Annotated in this window: 14 protein-coding genes; 8 read left to right on the top strand and 6 right to left on the bottom strand. The window is 46.3% G+C overall.

The genetic code is table 11. The annotated features are described in order from the left end of the window. Window positions 1-115: 115 nt before the first annotated feature. Both BGP75_RS25220 and BGP75_RS25215 read right to left on the bottom strand, forming a co-directional pair. Window positions 116-2,359, bottom strand: a complete 2,244-nt coding sequence (locus BGP75_RS25220; protein WP_158070176.1) for a polysaccharide biosynthesis tyrosine autokinase — start codon at window positions 2,357-2,359, stop codon at window positions 116-118. A 92-nt stretch (window positions 2,360-2,451) separates the two neighbouring features. Beyond that, window positions 2,452-3,687, bottom strand: a complete 1,236-nt coding sequence (locus tag BGP75_RS25215) for a polysaccharide export protein (RefSeq protein ID WP_198939538.1) — start codon at window positions 3,685-3,687, stop codon at window positions 2,452-2,454. 367 nt (window positions 3,688-4,054) lie between these two features. Here BGP75_RS25215 and BGP75_RS25210 point away from each other — a divergent pair, with 367 nt between their 5' ends. Then, on the top strand, window positions 4,055-4,498 hold the full coding sequence (locus tag BGP75_RS25210; protein ID WP_076721656.1) for a low molecular weight protein-tyrosine-phosphatase: 444 nt from the start codon (window positions 4,055-4,057) through the stop codon (window positions 4,496-4,498). Window positions 4,499-4,559: 61 nt separating this feature from the next. On the opposite strand, the gene BGP75_RS25205 is transcribed toward BGP75_RS25210, so the two are convergent. Beyond that, a complete protein-coding gene (locus BGP75_RS25205) occupies window positions 4,560-5,288 on the bottom strand; it encodes a PEP-CTERM sorting domain-containing protein (protein ID WP_076721655.1) in 729 nt (242 codons plus the stop codon). 243 nt (window positions 5,289-5,531) lie between these two features. Continuing rightward, window positions 5,532-6,668 (bottom strand): lipocalin family protein, encoded by a 1,137-nt coding sequence (locus tag BGP75_RS25200; protein WP_076721654.1) that lies wholly within the window; start codon window positions 6,666-6,668, stop codon window positions 5,532-5,534. 363 nt (window positions 6,669-7,031) lie between these two features. On the opposite strand from BGP75_RS25200, the gene BGP75_RS25195 reads away from it, so the two are divergent. Next, on the top strand, window positions 7,032-7,517 hold the full coding sequence (locus BGP75_RS25195; RefSeq protein WP_076721653.1) for a GNAT family N-acetyltransferase: 486 nt from the start codon (window positions 7,032-7,034) through the stop codon (window positions 7,515-7,517). A gap of 145 nt (window positions 7,518-7,662) precedes the next feature. After that, the gene (locus tag BGP75_RS25190) at window positions 7,663-8,595 is read left to right on the top strand and encodes an AEC family transporter (RefSeq protein WP_143821187.1); all 933 of its coding nucleotides are present in this window, start codon (window positions 7,663-7,665) and stop codon (window positions 8,593-8,595) included. Between the two features lie 73 nt (window positions 8,596-8,668). Here BGP75_RS25190 and BGP75_RS25185 read toward each other — a convergent pair whose 3' ends face one another. Continuing rightward, entirely contained in the window at window positions 8,669-9,604 is a 936-nt protein-coding gene (locus BGP75_RS25185) for a choline sulfate utilization transcriptional regulator (RefSeq protein ID WP_076721850.1), read from the bottom strand. A gap of 252 nt (window positions 9,605-9,856) precedes the next feature. Here BGP75_RS25185 and betC point away from each other — a divergent pair, with 252 nt between their 5' ends. The 4 genes from betC (at window position 9,857) to BGP75_RS25165 (ending at window position 13,904) form a co-directional block, all read left to right on the top strand. Next, window positions 9,857-11,422: a choline-sulfatase gene (betC, locus tag BGP75_RS25180; protein ID WP_076721652.1), complete on the top strand. Its 1,566-nt coding sequence runs from the start codon at window positions 9,857-9,859 to the stop codon at window positions 11,420-11,422. A 70-nt stretch (window positions 11,423-11,492) separates the two neighbouring features. Continuing rightward, a complete protein-coding gene (locus BGP75_RS25175) occupies window positions 11,493-12,452 on the top strand; it encodes a choline ABC transporter substrate-binding protein (protein WP_076721651.1) in 960 nt (319 codons plus the stop codon). Window positions 12,453-12,926: 474 nt separating this feature from the next. Further along, window positions 12,927-13,199, top strand: a complete 273-nt coding sequence (locus BGP75_RS25170; RefSeq protein ID WP_076721650.1) for a YiaA/YiaB family inner membrane protein — start codon at window positions 12,927-12,929, stop codon at window positions 13,197-13,199. Between the two features lie 9 nt (window positions 13,200-13,208). Further along, window positions 13,209-13,904: a PspA/IM30 family protein gene (locus tag BGP75_RS25165; protein WP_076721649.1), complete on the top strand. Its 696-nt coding sequence runs from the start codon at window positions 13,209-13,211 to the stop codon at window positions 13,902-13,904. 102 nt (window positions 13,905-14,006) lie between these two features. Here BGP75_RS25165 and BGP75_RS25160 read toward each other — a convergent pair whose 3' ends face one another. Continuing rightward, window positions 14,007-15,563: a M14 family zinc carboxypeptidase gene (locus tag BGP75_RS25160; protein ID WP_076721648.1), complete on the bottom strand. Its 1,557-nt coding sequence runs from the start codon at window positions 15,561-15,563 to the stop codon at window positions 14,007-14,009. Window positions 15,564-16,018: 455 nt separating this feature from the next. On the opposite strand from BGP75_RS25160, the gene BGP75_RS25155 reads away from it, so the two are divergent. Then, window positions 16,019-18,148: a type VI secretion system Vgr family protein gene (locus BGP75_RS25155; RefSeq protein ID WP_076721647.1), complete on the top strand. Its 2,130-nt coding sequence runs from the start codon at window positions 16,019-16,021 to the stop codon at window positions 18,146-18,148. The last annotated feature ends 69 nt before the right edge of the window (window positions 18,149-18,217 follow it).

Raw genomic sequence — 18,217 nt, 5'->3', positions numbered from 1 at the left:
TGCTCTAAAACATTCAAATTATTTTCCGAGTTTAACCCCAAGATAAATTATGCCATCTATATACTTAAAAAATATTACAAAGCAATATTTTTATTACCGTTTAAGAACTTTTATATTAAGATGCTTTGTAGCTATATTGATAAACATACCTTCCAGAGCCATAGCGCCCACTATTAACCTCAACATCATTGAATATAACTCCTTTTATAACCACTCCCGCTTGCTGTAACTGTCGGGTAGCTTGCTCCAACTCTCTCATAGGATGAAAATCAGCCTTAGCTACCAATAAAGTAGTGGCTACATTTCTACCGATAATGGCAGCGTCTGTAACTGCCAGAATTGGCGGTCCGTCAATGACTACGTAATCAAACAAACCGGATAGCACATCCAGCTTTTTCTTGAAAAACTCATGTAACAGCAATTCAGCAGGATTAGGTGGCAATTTTCCAGTGGGCAGCATATAGAGCCCCTCCACTTCTGTAGACTGAATATAATCAGCCACACTCTCGTCCGGATCGGTAATCAGCTCGACTAAACCCTTATCACGTTTTTGACCGTTATAACGGTGCAAGTAACCCCTTCTAAGATCTGCATCAATGATGAGCACCTTTTTATCATTACTGGCCATTACAGCAGCCAAATTAATCGCAGTGAATGACTTACCGATTTTCGGACTCGACCCTGCAATCATAATGATATTGTTGTCAGCTTGTTTAAGCGAAAAATGCAACGTTGTACGTAAACTTCTGAAACTCTCAACAGCGGGGTCATCTGGCAATTGCTGCGCAAGAATAGCCAAGGCTTTACTTTCTTTTTTAGCGCGATTGATCATTTTACGCTGGTGTTTACTGTGCATAATCGAAGCATATACAGGCACACCCAGCTTCCGTTCAATTTCATCAGGGTCGTTTACGCCGCCTTTTAATGCCCGCAGCAGAAAGGCCAAAATGGCGCCTAACAGTAGAGAAGCCAACAATGAAATAGCCAGGAGCATGAATTTTCGTGGCTTAATGGGCTGCTCTGGCAGCAACGCGTAATCAACAACGCGAACGTTACCGACAGTACCAGCCTTCACCACCCTGAGTTCCTGGGAAATACTTAATAACTTTGTATAAAGACCGGTATTCACTTCAACATCACGAGCCAGTCGTAGAATATCCCGCTGAGTATCCGGTAGGCGATCAACATCCGTTTCCAGCTCACTCCCTCTCGACTTTAGCAAACCAATCTTCCCGTCCAGAGCCTCAATCACTGGATGGGCTGGTTTAAAGCGCTTACGTAATTCGTCTCGCTCCTGCTGCAACTCCAGCAACGCGGTTTCAATATTGACCAAACCTTCTAACACAGATTTGGTTTCTGCTTCTAAATCGACGGAACTATGCTGAGTACGGTACTGGTTATAGGCATTTTCCGCCGCATCAACCCGTTCTTTTAGCGGAGGAAGCTGCTTCTCTATAAAACTCAGTGACAACCCCGCTTCTGCCGAACTGCGATCTACATTTTGAGTCACATAGACATCAGCAATTTTATTCAGCAGCGTTGTAATGTCCTCTCTGCTCGGCCCGGTCATTGTCAGCCCGAGCATTCCGGATTTCTTACCCTGTTCTTTAACGGATAAATCAGCCAGTACTTTCTCTATCGATGCGATAGGTGAAAGTCGGGTCAATCGGAAATAAGTACCGGGACGAGCAGTCAAAGAAGACACAAAAAGCTTGATTCTCTCGCCACCCACGGTAGAAATTTCAGCCAATTTACCAACCTCACCTTCCAATAAAGGTTGGTTTTTCTGATCGAAAAGCCGGTAGTGCCCAGCCTTGCCGGCCACCAGTCGCAGCTTCTCTCCCAATAAAAATGAAGGCACTTCCAGCAGATCCAGACGAATAAGCTCCCCTCCCCAAGCATACTGGGACTGATTCAGCCAAGCTTTAGCCACGCCGGGCTGATTTGGGGAAAAGTACCTCGCTACAGCTTTACCGATAACGGGAAAGTACTCAGGCTCCGCAATAATATTTCTGGACAACTGATTAACGGCCTCACCAATCACCATACGGGATCGTAACAACTGAACTTCCGCCTCAACAGCTGCGTCTCCTTCCAAAAAACCAGCAACATCTTCAAGAGCGGCCAAACCACTCGCTTGCGGATCTTCAACCTGTATCAGCGCATTGGCCTGATAAACAGGTGTTGCGATAAAGGCATAGCCGCCACCCAGCAAGGTACCGACAAGCGCTACTGACGCAATGAACCATTTATAAGTCAGCAACACACCGAGGTATTCCCCCAGATCTATCGTCTCTTCGTCAAAAGATACCGGATAGGGTGATACTTTCTCTGATTGATTAGATTGAATGGCTTGCAAGTTCTTTCCCTTCCCTTTCGCAGACATCAAACCATCTGAGGATGAAGTCTATTACGCTGATTTCCAGCTTCACTACCACTTCTGTGAAATTGCTAATTACTACCGTTAAACAACGGGAAATTAGTATTCGAAGCAGAATTCAACGTTTCGACCGTACCACTTACATTCTCAATTACACGATTCCAGCGAACCACCTGGGCTGTATCAACATAGATGACGTCTCTGGGTTCCAACGGAAATCGATCCGCCAGTATCAAAGCATCAGGAGTACTGGCATCCAGATGAAAAATACCAGGTTGATCTGCAGAGCCACGAACAACAAAAATCTGGCTAGGATCTGAGGTGTTTTGATTAACGCCACCGGCTTCTGCCAGCGCTTCTGCCAGACTCTTGCGACGCTTATTCATTTTAAACGAGCCGGGGCCATTAACCTCACCCAGAACAAAGACTTTATTGAGGTCCCGATCCCAGACGTTAACGACATCACCAGGTTCAAGCAGGATATTCTGACTACTATCACCGTTTTCATATAAAGCAAGCAAATCAATACGATAAGTCTTTCCGCCACGAGTCAGCGTAATATTTCGACGGTCAGCTTCAGAAGTAAAACCACCCGCTCGGTTTACCATTTCGATAATAGTAGGGGGGATATCCGTAATTTTCTTAACACTGGGCTCATTAACTTCACCAACCATATAGACGCGCTGACTGTTAAACGCCGCCACGCGGACGTCCAGCTTTACATCTTCAATGTATTTGCTGAGTTTTTTGGTCAGCAAAGCCCGAGTTTCAGTCAGCGTTTTACCAGCAACTTTGACCACTCCAGCATAGGGAAAAAAGATGGTGCCATCGTTAGCAATCATATTACCGGCTTGTTCAGCACTTCGCTCAGCACCGGCGGGGATAGTCAGCTCAGGGTGATCCCAAACGATGATAGAGATAATATCCGCAGGCCCCAACCGATATACATAGTTGTCTATCAGCAACTGGTTTTGAGTCGCGGACTGGTTGCGTGATCTGGCTAGCTGCTGCTTCTTATCCAGTTCGATAATCAGCTGAGCATCAATCGGCTTGATCTTAATGTGCTCTGGGGGGGATTCATCTTGACTGGCCGCAGGAACCGTCACCCGGGACTGCTGCTTCAAACCAAAAGCCTGCATCCCAGGGGCGATACTACAACCAGCATTTGCGATGATAAAAAAGAGTAGTACTAAAACTGCTGCGCCGTTTCTATACCGAGCACCTATAGCAGTGCGCGCTGACAAAAACGTGCCGGGATGATAGTGACTATGACCCATTTCTGTTAAATCTACTGCTGAATCCTTCAAGTCCTTGCACCTGTCTTCCATCTTTTCCATTTGGCTGCCACAAATTGTATCGCTTTAAATATATATTTAATAGACCTTATATTCTAATTTATTCAGATACTGCCAAAATTTCAGGTCTATCCAAAACTATCTTCTTACTTCTGCTAAGTTTCTTCACAGATAATCAAGAGTCTTCTTTGCTGAAATAGTTCCTACTAATTGGAACTATTTGCTTATATCCTTCAATCAGATCCAGCAGACAGAGATTTCAAACACTATTTTAAAACATCTATTTAAATCGTATAATATAAACGGTGTTTTTAAATGGCTGTTTAAATACTTATTTCTGACACCAACAATCAATTATTTATAAATAGGCGTTCATAGTTTGTTTTCAAAAATACTCATCACCTGTATAGGAAACATATGCCGCAGCCCCATGGCAGAAGCAGTATTTCGCAGCCAAGGCGCTAAGTTACTTAACTATCCGATTGAAGTCCGCTCAGCAGGCACACACGCCTTAATACAACACCCGGCAGACCCTAATGCTCAGCATCTGATGTCAGAGATAAACCTGGATATCTCTGACCATCGCGGTCAAAAACTCAACCCTTTACTCGCCCAATGGGCGGATATCATTTTTGTGATGGATTCTGATCAAAAGCGGCACGTAGAATCTCTCTACCCCACGACAAGAGGGAAGGTTTTTCGATTACTGGAAGATAGTGGTAAAGATATTCCTGACCCTTACCAGCAGGGTATTCAGGCATTCAGGGATTCTTTGACATCGATTCAAGAGGGGGTTGATCAATGGATAGAAAAACTTAGCTAGCTTCAAGCTTTCTCCGGTTGATCAGCGATCACCGGAGAAAGCTTAAGAACAACACGAAAGGTTACCGGCTCCTTCTGCGACGAAGAGCAAGCCCGGCAAGGCAGAAACCAAACAACACCGCAGTTGCTGGCTCTGGAACTGCAGTTATCTGCATATCGACTGTAAAAGCGCCGTCGATGCGTCCATCACCATTACCCACCCCACCATTGGCCGGAGTCGCATCCAAAACATTAAGAAGCGCCGAAACGGTCTGAGAGGGATCCGTAAACCCTGATTCTACAATCGAAATGGACACATCGTTAAGTATTCCATCGATATCAAAAGCCACAATTTCGTAGCTGATATCTAACATACCGGGAAGGCCCGGTAAGGGTGACGTGAATCCACCGCTGACGCTGGTATAGGTCTGAGTATCAAAGTCAAAACTGTAGCTTGGTTGTGAAAATCCTGTAAATCCAAATATGCCACTGAAAATCAGCTCGTTGGAAAATGTCTGCTCCAACGGCGGAACAAGAGGATCAGGATCATAATCTGCTGTCGCAGAACCATTGGCATACCAATCAAGATCGGTACCCAGAGGAGGAAGGTTAAAGTCCGCTCTACCTGTAACATTATGCAGATCAACGTTATAAGTAAATGGATTCGAGTCATCATCAAGCAGAACAGGATTGAAGTTATAAATATCAAACCCGCCAGCAATATCAATAGTACTCACATAACCAGCCTGTGAGTTTACTGAAATAGCTGATAGTAAAACGGCGCCTGCAACGCCAGGCCATAATTTTTTCATTCTTAGTTCCCTTTGCATCCCAAAAGCAAATAATTATTCGAGCATCCCGCTAGGTCAGATCCCTACAACAGCGTTTACAAAACCAAATTTTCCCAGCACAGATCAAGCCATAAATATTTTCTCCATATATTTCATACAATTAAAAACAGGGTGAATATTCTATTTTTTACTATGTAAAAATAGCTGACACCCACTCTAATCAATGACACTAGCGATATTAATTTCGACCAAAACCTAAACACTTTACTGACCAGCAGAACTAACTACCTTCTGCTTAGAGGCTAATTGATCCGCTGTATTCACTTCCAGAAAACCTTTACCCCCGTGGGAACCGGTAACCTGGACCGCCCCCTCCCAGTAGAGGTTATAGGTCGTTTTACGCCCATCAAACTCACTGGCCTGATGCAACGGCTTGACTGATACCTCGATATTTTCTTTAGGAATTTCAATCACCCATTCAAGCGGATAGCTGATACTGCTTAAAGGACTTTTCCAGGATTTAACAGATTTCGAGCGGATATCAGCCTGATCAAGCACTGAGGTTGCACCATTTTTTGTATAAGTTCCTGACACCAGTAACGGCTGCTGATCACCGGAATAAAGCTGGTAGATCATTACATCCGCACCATCATCCAGCTGAAGGGCAAACCACTCCCATCCAAATACCGTAGTACGAAAATCACCCCACTGGTGATCAAACCAGGCAACTCCTGTCACGGGTTGCTCCTTACCCACTGGACCCGCATAGCCTTCTATACTCATACGCGGACGACTGTAATAATAACTTTTTCCAGCCTCCTTAAAGTCAAGTAACCCCGTCCCTCCCTGAAACACTGGTGGCTGAGTACTCTGAAGATCCAGGCTAAAGTAAAATTCATCTGTTTTAGCCTGGATTTTGTCCTTACCATTTCCACCCTGCATAATCCAATCACCAACGGAAAAATCAAATCGGTCCTTGGTATCCAGCGAAGCGTTACCCCCTGTGCGGGATTGATGCGTAAAACGTTTGCCGGTCTTATGATCAACAAAAGATGCATGAATAACCGTATGAACCGTCAGCGCATTTATGACAAAAAGTGTGTAATGAAAACTATAACGATGGCCATCAGGTCCCTGCAATTGACCGTTGTAATACCACCACTCGGTATAATTTTGATGAGGAGCATCATCAGCCGGCAACTGCACCAGTACCACATCCTCTTTGCTGGTATCGTACCATTCACTTGCGGTTTCATTGGCAGGTAGCAGACCCGCCTTGTATAGCAACATCCCGACGCCGCTAACAAAACCCATCACAAACACCACCAGTAAAATATTGCGTCTGCGCTTGAGGTTTTTCTTACTCTTGATTCGATTTTGCCGACGCTTTGCTAAAGCCATACATTCATCCTGTTGTATCGTCTAAAGGGCTTATTCAGATTCCGCGGTCCATCACAAACAGATGCCATCAATTGATAATCCTCTGCTATGAACTCTTTTTTATGTGAAAGTTCTGCGCCAAAAATATCTTTTTTAAAAAACTCCAACAACAAAAGAGTTCTGGTCAGCCTTACGGATTCATGTCGGTGGAGCGCATCAAAAAGCAACAATAATTTAAGTCTGTCTTATGCAGTTACAGATGAAGTTTGCGCAGCCGGGTATGATAAATATGCACTGCCATAAAGTTATGATTCATCGTACTATTCGATCCACCAGATGACTTAAAAAATCCATCAGGCAACATGGCAAATCAACAGGAGAATCATGAACAACCTGACCATTCGACCGGCGAGAGCAGAAGATGCTGCGCTTATATTGGGCTTTATTACCGAGCTCGCCATCTACGAAAAAGCTGAGCATTCAGTCGTGGCCACCGAAATGGATATCGCGACGTCGCTCTTTGCTCCAGATGCAACCGCCAAAGCGCTGATCTGCCTTAGAGAAGATAAACCCATAGGCTATGCGGTTTACTTTTACAATTATTCCACCTGGCTTGGGAAACAAGGCCTATATCTGGAAGACCTTTATATCACACCAGAACAAAGAGGATCAGGAGCGGGCAAAGCTATGCTCAAACACCTGGCTCAGCAAGCGATCGAAAATAAATGCGGACGTTTCGAATGGTCAGTATTGGATTGGAATGAACCCGCAATTCAGTTTTACGACTCCATCGGTGCCAAACCACAAAACGAGTGGATTGGATACCGACTGGATGGAGAAGCACTGTGCAAGTTCGGACGGGGACAATAGTCCTCGGAAAACCAGCAAACAAGCCCACTTAACTCGCCACCCGATCGAGTATCTGCTTTATTTTCCTGTGGGCTTACTCTACCCTGCTGGCTCACCTTTACGGCGTATATCAATCCAACTCTACCCAACAGACGGAGAAGCATAAGTGTTACTGAGCTTGCAGGCGATTCTTCCACTGTTTCTGATGATTGCCCTGGGCTACCTGGCAAAGAGAACAGTGTTTGATATAAAAATGCTGCCGGGTCTTAACCAGTTTGTCTATTTTTTGGCAGTTCCTGCTTTGCTGTTTAACGCCTCCAGCAAAGAGTCACTTGAAAGTCTGATCAACCTACCTTCCATTAGCGCTTTTCTACTGGGAATCGTGTTAACCGCCCTGATTACCGTTGCTGGTTGCCGTATATTTTTTTCAGTTAAGGGCCAGGAAAATCTTGTCCTTCGTGGGTTAAACAGCGTTTTTGCCAACTACGCTTATATGGGCATCCCTCTGACGTTTGGCGTCATCGGTGACAAAGCTTACGGAGCCACTGTCAGCATTATCCTGATAGGCAATGTTTTGCTGATAGGAGGCGCTCAACTGCTGCTTGAACTCTTTCGCCAAAAAGGTTGGGGGGGCAAGCAGATATTTTCAATTATTGATCGATCCCTGTTACGTAATCCAATCTTTCTATCAACAGTGCTGGGGCTGACCCTTTCAGCCAATGAGCTTAAAACACCAGAGATTCTGCAAACAGTCATTGATATGCTGGCACCTGCCGCAATACCGGTAGCGCTGTTCTGCCTGGGGGCGAGCCTTCAGTTCTCCCGTAACTCAATGGCAGTCTCTGAACTGGGTTGGCTAATGGCGGTGAAATTAATCGCTCATCCCGCCCTCACCTGGGGCAGTTTCTATCTTCTGGGTATCAATGATCCTGTATGGCTGATAACTGCGGTGCTACTGACTTCATTACCAACAGGAGCACTGGTGCATGTCGTCGCGCTCAAATATGATGTATTCGAAAAAGAAACATCACAGATAGTTGTTGCCTCAACCCTGTTGTCCCTGATTAGCGTGACTCTCTGGGCAAGCTTAATGCTCTAACGAATCCCCTAAAAAGACCGGCAACGCTGTTCTCTCAAAAGACAATCCGGTCAAAACCACCAAACCACTTATCTCAGCCTTGCCTGTCCTTCAAATCCAATAGCCAGTCTATGAAAAACAGTTTGGCTGCGGACCGGTCCTGAGGGTCAGGTTCCACCAGAAAATATCCTGAATCGGTACTCAGGCTGAATTCACTCAACCCGACCAACACACCGCTGTTGATAAGATCATCAACCAGGGTATCCCATCCCATCCCTATTCCCTGACCCGCAATGGCGGCCTGCACCAACAACGTATAATTATTGAAGGTCAGCACCGGATCACTGGGCTCAACCTGACTGCGTCGCCCTTTAAAAAAACTGTTCCAATCCTGCCATCCCTGCCCGGCATCCGCCCCCAGCTTAAGCAAAGGCAAAGCCGCCAGCTTTTTATGGCTTTGAACAGGACCGTGCCTGCGCAAAAATGCGGGGCTACAGATCGGAAATACTTTTTCAAAAAACAGCCTTTGGGGCTTCTCCAACCAGGGCTTTCGTGTTTTATCCGCCAGAGACTGCTGATTATCAAAGATAATTGCCACATCCACATCCTGAGCACTAAAGTCATATTGCCCCTGAGAAGTAACAATACGTACATCTATGCCCGGATGTCGCTCCCTGAATTCTGGCAGACGTGGCAATAGCCAATATGCGGCAAATGCAAAGTCAGTTGCGACATTTATACGCTGATGTTGACGGGACCTCTGCAGCTTTTCCAAACACTCAGCCATCTGCTGATAACCGGACTGCACTGCTTCATAGAGCTGCAGTCCTTCTTCCGTCAGGGTAACCCCACGATAAATCCGACGGAATAATGGCAATTCAAGCTGCTGCTCCAGCCCTCGTACTTGCTGACTTACCGCTGACTGAGTGGACCCAAGCTCCCGAGCAGCAGCAGTAAAACTCAAATGCCTTGCAGCAGCTTCAAATATAAGCAGACCTTGAACCGAAGGTAATCGCTGACAAAGTAACATTAGCCAACCTAATCCCATCCATTAAAACCAGACTAGTTTACGCCCATCTCCTCATTATGCAAAATAACTCCATAAACGCTCATCCAGGTAAAAATCTGGCTTTTAAAGCATAAAAAACCAAGAAAAACTCATATTAAGATCTTCAGGAATTTTAGCTGGAATGCCAATTCAGTAGCTAATAATCCAACAGACGACAGAAACTACATAAGCTGACCTAATAAAAATAAACAGGTCATATAAGGTAATCAACCAATGGCACAGCAACAACCAAACATACTCTTTATTATGGCTGACCAGTTAGCCGCACCAGTACTTTCTACCTACGGTGGAAAAACAGCCAAGACACCTCATTTGGATAAACTTGCGGCAAGCGGTGTAGTGTTCGATTCAGCCTATTGCAACAGTCCCCTTTGCGCCCCCAGCCGCTATGTACTGATGAGCGGTCAGTTGCCAAGCAAAATTGGCGCCTATGATAATGCGGCAGAATTCCCTGCCGATATTCCGACCTATGCACACTACTTACGCCACAGCGGATACCGTACCGCCCTATCTGGAAAAATGCATTTCTGCGGTCCTGATCAGCTGCATGGCTTTGAAGAACGATTAACCACCGATATTTATCCCGCCGATTACGGCTGGTTCCCAGACTGGGAAAACGTTGAGAAACGGCCCACCTGGTATCACAACATGTCCTCAGTGACTCAGGCCGGGAAAGCCGTTCGCACCAATCAGCTCGACTTTGATGATGAAGTTGTTTTTTACGCACAACGATATCTCAATGATCATGTACGAGGAGCTGATGCTCGCCCGTTCTGTCTTACCGTCTCCATGACTCACCCCCATGACCCTTACGCCATCAGCAAAGAGTACTGGGATCGCTATGAAAACGAAGAAATCGATCTTCCCAGCTTTGAAATCCCCGACGATGAACAGGACCCCCACTCCAAGCGACTCTTGCACGTGTACCAGAAAGACCGATCACAAATCAGCGACCAACAGATTCGCAATGCCCGGCGTGCCTACTATGGAGCCGTTAGCTATGTCGATGACCAGATTGGAAAGCTGATGCAAACCTTGAAAGATACGGGCCTTGATGACAATACAATAGTTGTCTTTTCCGGTGACCATGGAGATATGCTCGGTGAGCGGGGCCTCTGGTACAAGATGAGTTATTTCGAGTGGTCCGCTCGTGTGCCTATGCTGGTCTACGCTCCAAAACATTTCGAACCCCATCGCGTCACTCAATCCATATCAACTATGGACTTACTACCCACTTTTGCTGAACTGGCAAACAACGGAAAAGCGCCGGAATACGCAATGCCCATTGATGGTCGCAGCCTAATGCCCCACCTCACTGGAAAACGTGCAGAGGGAGATTTAACCCCGTCACTGGGACATGACGAAGTTATTGGAGAATACATGGGAGAAGGTGTTATTTCTCCTATGTTTATGATTCGCCGCGGCGACTACAAATATATTTGCAGTCAACCGGACCCGGATCAGCTATTTAATCTCAAAGAAGACCCCCAGGAACGCATTAATCTGGCTGATAGCGCTAATCATGAGAGCGAAGAGACTGCCGGACTGCTTGCTGCATTCCGTGAAGAAGCTGCTTCACGCTGGGATTCCGAGGCAATTACCCGTGACGTCATTATCAGTCAAAAACGCCGCCGCCTGGTTGCTGAAGCTCATAAGCAGGGCAAGCCACCCAAATGGGATCACCAGCCAATATTTGACGCCACTGAAATGTATATGCGAAACCATATCGATCTTGATGATCTGGAGAAGCGGGCCCGATTTCCCCAAGTAACCGATTAACCTGCCGGCGAACAGATTTGTGGCTACAAACCACATTAAAAAAACAAACAACAATAAAAGGAATAGTTCTATGCGCCCCCTACGTTCATTTGCAAAGATTACTGGAACCATCAGTCTTGGTTTCAGCTTGATCTCATCCAATGTATTTGCTTCAGATCCAGCTCAGTGTGAAACCGTGCGCTTTACGGACCCTGGTTGGACAGACATCAGCTCTACCAATGCTTTGGCCAGCACGGTATTAAATGGACTGGGCTACCAGACAGATATCAGTACCTTGGCTGTTCCCATTGGTTTTGAGGGTCTTAAAAACAGTGAAATTGATGTTTTTTTAGGTAACTGGATGCCTGCCCAACAGAAATTTATCGATAAATACGCGGCCCCTGGCGACATCGATGTGCTCAGCACAAACCTGGAAGGAGCAAAGTTCACCCTGGCTGTACCTCAATATGTCTATGATGCCGGTGTGCAGGATTTTTCGGACTTAGTTAAGCATGCCGATAAATTCCGCAACAAGATCTACGGCATAGAAGCAGGAGCACCGGCGAACCAACTGCTACAGAAAATGATTTCGAGCGGGGATTTTGGCTTAAAGAAGTGGCGCTTAATTGAATCCGGTGAACAAGGCGTCATGGCCCAGGTAAAACGCACTATAAAACGTAAGCAATTTATTGTTTTTCTCGGTTGGGAACCACATCCAATGAATTCCAACTTTGACCTGGCGTACCTCACCGGAGGTGATAAATATTTCGGAGCAAACTTCGGTGGAGCGACCATCCATACATTAACCAGAAAGGGCTATCAGCAGGATTGCCCCAACGTTGGAAAACTCCTTAACAATCTGAAATTCAGTCTACAAATGGAAAACGAAATGATGGGCCTGATTCTTGACTCAGGATGGCTTCCAAAAGGAGCCGCGCGAGAATGGCTAAGCAAAAACCCGGGGGCATTGGACCATTGGCTTGAAGGGGTGACAACTCGTGACGGTAAACCAGGTCTGGCTGCAGTAAAGGCCTACCTGCAGCAAAACTAGGAACACAAAATCATTTCTGTTGCCTCTGATACAGCGGACAACAGGCACAGACCAATAGCTAACAACAAACCTGAAACAGTGTCGGCAGAGGCTCTATTCATCTGTCGGCACGTCTATCTGGACGGCCCTATACATAGAATTGTATGCAGGGTCGGGTCAATTGCATTGTTCCCCAATCAACACTCCAATCTTAAATCAGCGATATCGCGATAGCTTTCCCAACCTTTCGAAGACCGACAAATCCAGCTTAGAAGCTTATTTTTTTCTTCCAGTCTTGAAGTGATAACGGCTGTTCTATCCGAGCAGAAGGCTTGAAACGTATTACATCCTGCTACCACCGAGCACGGCTGCTAAAACTCCTGCGATAACCATTGCCCCTGGAAAACCATCTCGCATACTGCCTCTCGTTCTTCCGAAACAACGGGGTTTAATCTTACAACGGGGTTTAATCTTACATAGCAAGGAGTCATTAATATGTTAGAAAGCAACCATCAAAGCCACTCCACAGGCTGGCTGTTCTTTGTAAAAGCAGCATTTGCTCTATCTATTTTAACCATGGCTGCCGGTATCGCCTTTATGCCTGCTGAGTTAGTCATCCGTGGATATTTCGCTATCAGCGCACTGTTTATGGTCAGCACCACCATCACCCTGTCCAAAACCTTACGTGATGATCACGAGAACAATCGACTGCTCAACAAGATCAGCGAAGCCAAAACCAACAAAATCATCAAAGAATACAGTGAATAGGAATCCCCTATGCAATTAATCCAAAAATTGGTCACAGCTATGCGCGGCAGTACTCGAGAAGCGCTGGAAGTTGTTATTGATGCCAACGCGCTCCGAATACTGGATCAGGAAATTATCGATTGTGAAAAAGGCATACAGCAGGCAAAACAGGAATTGACCCAAGTCGTTGCTGAAAAGCTGCGGCTGAAACGGGAAATAGATGCCTTAACACAATCAGTTGAGGAGCAAGAACAACTTGCTGTTTCTGCATTGACAAACAACCAGCAAGACGTTGCTTTGGAAATAGCCCAATCCATTGCAGAAAGAGAATCACTGTTAAAAAATCAACAAAAGAAACATGAAAAACTACACCAACACGCTCAACAACTGGAAAAATCACTCAAAACAGCATTGCAGCACGTGGAAAGATACCGGCTTGAACTTCGAATGGCCCAAGCTACAAACAATGCCCACAAGGCAAGTCAGCGGCTTGTATCCAGCGGAACTGGAATAACTAACGGACTGTTGGAGATGGAATCAACATTAGCTCGTATTCAGCTGACTCAAGAACGCTTCTCTGACAAATTGGAAGCTACCGCACAGGTGGAAAGCGCCGTCTCTCCTGAAGGAATGTTCGCCCAAACCAATACCAGAGAAGCCGACAACAGAGCGGTAAACAATGTTATGGACAGGCTGGCCCAGCAAGCCGCCAGACAACAGTCCTAACAATTAAACGTTGAAGAGAGGAGTTGCAAACAGTATCTGCACCCCTCTCTCCATGCCTATTATGGTAAGGCAGACGAACAACCTGTCGACGAATCAATACCCTTATTGAAGTGGGCTGTCCGGGCAATTCCCACTAATATAAAGCGGCACCCCTATAGCCGGGGAGATAGGTACCAGGACGTTAGATTCGGTTGCGGCATCGCCCCAATACTTCTCGGGTAGACTGGCGATCAAGCCCGAAGCCAAAGGGTAGTCACAAAAATCTGCACCATCTATCGGTGGATTATCCGCAAACTTGGCCAGCGACTTAAGTGCCGAAATCAGAGCAACTCGATTGATGCGTATCTGTTGTTTTAGCAGGTCAGGGTCAGGCAAACCGGGGTTCAATCCGATAACAGCTTGACCATCAACAACAGCTGTAACATCAGAGCGGACCTCGTAGGAGAAATTCGCAGTCTCCCACCCCCCGGCACCCGCACCAATAACCTGATAGGTTGCCGCAGAACCACTGCCAATATTACCGGACCCGAACTGAACCTGAGAAAAACGACCGACAGAGCCGTCAAACACTTCATCAACACGATCCATCACATCCACCGCCAGGCTTTTAACCAGATTCTCCTGCTCGGAGCCAACCTTGGCGTCAGCAAAAGGACTCATCAGCCGAACATCATCTTCCTGGTCCGGTTCAGCACATTCACCGGTAGGAAACAGACCCAATACCTGACCGGGAAGAATACTGTCAAAATCAATATGGCAATCTGTTTTATGCAGATCTCCGTGCAAATCCAGTATAACCAGAGGCTGGAAGGCCAGAGCAGCGGCCACCATAGCCTGGCTTTCGATGGGACGAATAGGCTTATCCAAACCTACATGGTGATAGCGGTTAAGATCATAACCGCGACCGACGATACCACTGAAATCCGCTTCTGAATCGCTTGCAAATGCACCGCCAGCTGTTGCATCAACAGACTGTCTGATCAGAGCGCAATCCTTGGTAATAACACGGCCGGGGAGAGGGTCTAACTCACAATGCAGCGAGTCTGGCTCACCGCCGTCGGGGTTGGCTCTGACCAAAACCAACAGATCCAGCTTGCGCAATATATTTCTGATTGCTTTTCTATGGGAACGAGTTAACCAGCGCAATACCTTAACGGCAGCCTCAGTACCGGCCGGTTCATTACCGTGCTGCTGTGTAATGATCATCACTCGGGTCCCTGCCCGATTCCCTAAACGCGCAGCCAACAAGGCCCGGCCCTGAGTCGATTGCCCTATTTTAGTCGGATCAGTATTACCCCGCCCCTGATCATTCAGGGTACAAACGACCGCATTTCGTATACTGGGCACTGAATGACCACCTCCACAAACCTCATGGTTGATGGATAGACTTTGATCCAGAGGAATATCTATGTCGATAAGCCCTTTGTTATCGCCATTTCTAATCAATGGACCCACTTGTATCGGGCGACGGGATTTTCTTTTGATTCTGGCGAGTTTTTTATCCAGTTGCTGGTAGGTCGATAAACCTTTTAGCGCTTTATCCATAGATCTGTGCTTATGAAACTCATTTTTAGCGTGATTAGCCATAACTCCAGATGAAAGCGACAACATCAAAAGAACGCTTGACACTCTTACGGCAAATTCCTTTTGTAATAACATTTTATTTCCATTAATAGTGTAAGTGAACGCCAGGACAGGCCCTGGACGCTCACACATATTGATAGCAGGGAACCTTGGCCCCTTTCCCAAACCCGCTTACCCTAGATTTAAACCTGACAAAAGTGAAGCGAGAATAGACGGAGATTATTACTTTGTCAGAAACATCCACTCCGTTTTCTTCTGATAAGAACTAAATTTTTAATCCACCAAACTGACTTTGACTACAGCACGTAACGGGGTTCAGCACCTCCCAACCAAGACTCCTTATGGATGTTTGCTCTGTTCCAAGAAACGAAAAGATACAGTCGTTCAGCCTCATCACTTTTAATCGCAAAGAGAACCGTACTAATAAAAAAACCTGTAAAAACAAAAAGAACTAAGAGCCAGGTGCAATCCAATTAAAATTCCAGTAGGATTTCGCACTTTTAAACTAATGCGCAAGGAAGCATTCTGCAATGTCGATAACGCAATCTGACAGAATCATTTCCATCGAATCGCCTCTGGGCGCTGATGTTCTTGTTTTTCGTAGAATGACCGGGCACGAGAGCCTGGGTAAGCTGTTCGAGTACAACCTCGAGATGCTAAGCGAAGACAGCAATATTCGGTACACCGATATCCTTGGCCAGAACCTCACTGTCATACTGGAAGCAGAAGACGGAGGCATCCGCTATTTTAACGGTTTCGTCAGCCAGTTTGATTACACCGGCACATCAGATCGATATGCTGTTTACAAAGCAACAATCAAACCCTGGCTTTGGTTTTTGACACGAACTGCCGATTGTCGGATTTTTCAGGATCAGGATGTTACAGCCATTGTGCAAGCGGTATTACGCGACAACGGTTTCTCTGATTTTGAGTTGGCTGTCAGTCGCACCTGTGTCACCCGCAAATACTGTGTGCAGTATCGTGAAACAGACTTTTCTTTTATCAGCCGCCTGCTGGAGGAAGAAGGTATTTATTACTACTTCAGACACCAGGCCGGAAAACATATATTGGTTCTGACCGACGATATCAGCAGTCACGAAAGCTCTGGGACTATACTCTACTACCCGCCCGAGCAAGATCGTCGGGATGAGCAGCATGTGGATTACTGGCAAACCCATACCAAAGTCAAGTCAGGTAAGTATGTAGCGACTGATTTTGACTTCATCAAGCCAAAAAAAAGCCTGGAATCACGTTCATCATCACCCGGCAGCTATGACCATTCGGATGATGAAATCTTCGATTACCCCGGCAAATACTACGAAAAAGGCCCAGGCGACAGCCTGACCCGAATTCGTCTGGAAGAAATTCAAGCTGTCGCTGAGCAGGGTGACGGTCGCGGTAACACATCAAAAATAACCACCGGAAAACTCTTCGAGCTGAGCAACTACCCACGGATTGACCAGAACATTGAATATCTGGTGACTGAAACAGAGCTGGAAATCTGTTCCGATGATTATATTTCTCAGTCAGCCTCCAGCAGCCATTCTCCGGTTCCTTCGGAAGCAAACACGGTGGCTGAGACATCTATCGATGATCCGGTAAAAGACGTTTATCGCTGTCAATTCAAAGCACTTAAACAGACGATCCCGTTCCGTTCGGAATCTGTCACCCGTAAAACCCGCGTTGAGGGACCACAAACGGCCATCGTCGTTGGCCCTGCAGGTGAGGAGATTTACACCGACGAACACGGTCGGGTCAAAGTCCAGTTCCATTGGGATCGCTACGGCACATCCGATGAGAATAGTTCCTGCTGGATCCGCGTCTCACAGAACTGGGCTGGCAAACAATGGGGAGCGGTATTCCTCCCCCGTATCGGTCAGGAAGTCATTGTTGATTTTCTGGAAGGTGATCCAGACCGTCCGATCATCACCGGCCGCGTCTACAACGGTGACAACCCCACTCCCTATGGCTTACCGGCCAACAAAACCCAATCGGGGATCAAATCCCGTAGCAGCAAGGGCGGCTCAGGGGATAACTTCAATGAACTGCGCTTTGAAGATAAAAAAGGTGTTGAAGAGATCTACTTCCATGCGGAAAAAGACTTTAATCGCGTGGTTGAAAACAATGACACCCTCAAAGTCGGCTTTTCGAAAAAGGAACCTGGCGATCAGACCATCGACATCAACAATGATCGAACAGAGACCGTCGGTCATAACGAAACCATCAGTATTGGTAATGACCGTACAGAAACCGTTGCTAATAACGAAACAATCAATATCGGCGTTAACCGCGATGAAACGGTGGGTGGTAACGAAACCGTCGGTATTGGCATCAACCAAACCATTACTGTGGGTGCCAATAAAACGGAAACCATTGTTGCGGCCAGTACCGAAACGATTGGCGCAGCAAAAGCCCTGACAATAGGCGCAGCCTATCAAGTTAGTGTGGGAGCCGCTAAGAACGAGTCAGTAGGCTTAAGTTCCTCAGAACAAGTAGGATTGTCGAAACATATTATTGCAGGGAAGCGCTTCGAACTGGTGGTCGGCAGCAGCTCCCTGATTCTCAATGCAGACGGCACCATTCTCTTGAAGGGAACACAAATCAAAATGGAAGGAAGTAAACATGTAGAGGTGCTCAGTGAACTAGTCGACATCAACTAAGGATTTCCCTAACGCTGCAAAGCTTTGAATCCACTGCATCGCCTGGTCGTAATGCGGAGTATTGAAAAA

Source organism: Motiliproteus sp. MSK22-1 (assembly GCF_001968815.1).
Lineage (GTDB): Bacteria > Pseudomonadota > Gammaproteobacteria > Pseudomonadales > Balneatricaceae > Motiliproteus.
This window is presented reverse-complemented; position numbering and strand designations above follow the sequence as displayed.

Bases quoted from the DNA above. Each gene is read 5' to 3' on its own strand.
- BGP75_RS25155 (WP_076721647.1), top strand. From the start codon at position 16,019: ATGTCGATAACGCAATCTGACAGAATCATTTCCATCGAATCGCCTCTG.
- BGP75_RS25185 (WP_076721850.1), bottom strand. From the start codon at position 9,604: ATGTTACTTTGTCAGCGATTACCTTCGGTTCAAGGTCTGCTTATATTT.
- BGP75_RS25165 (WP_076721649.1), top strand. From the start codon at position 13,209: ATGCAATTAATCCAAAAATTGGTCACAGCTATGCGCGGCAGTACTCGA.
- BGP75_RS25170 (WP_076721650.1), top strand. From the start codon at position 12,927: ATGTTAGAAAGCAACCATCAAAGCCACTCCACAGGCTGGCTGTTCTTT.
- BGP75_RS25160 (WP_076721648.1), bottom strand. From the start codon at position 15,563: ATGTTATTACAAAAGGAATTTGCCGTAAGAGTGTCAAGCGTTCTTTTG.
- BGP75_RS25195 (WP_076721653.1), top strand. From the start codon at position 7,032: ATGAACAACCTGACCATTCGACCGGCGAGAGCAGAAGATGCTGCGCTT.
- BGP75_RS25205 (WP_076721655.1), bottom strand. From the start codon at position 5,288: ATGAAAAAATTATGGCCTGGCGTTGCAGGCGCCGTTTTACTATCAGCT.
- BGP75_RS25175 (WP_076721651.1), top strand. From the start codon at position 11,493: ATGCGCCCCCTACGTTCATTTGCAAAGATTACTGGAACCATCAGTCTT.
- betC (WP_076721652.1), top strand. From the start codon at position 9,857: ATGGCACAGCAACAACCAAACATACTCTTTATTATGGCTGACCAGTTA.
- BGP75_RS25200 (WP_076721654.1), bottom strand. From the start codon at position 6,668: ATGGCTTTAGCAAAGCGTCGGCAAAATCGAATCAAGAGTAAGAAAAAC.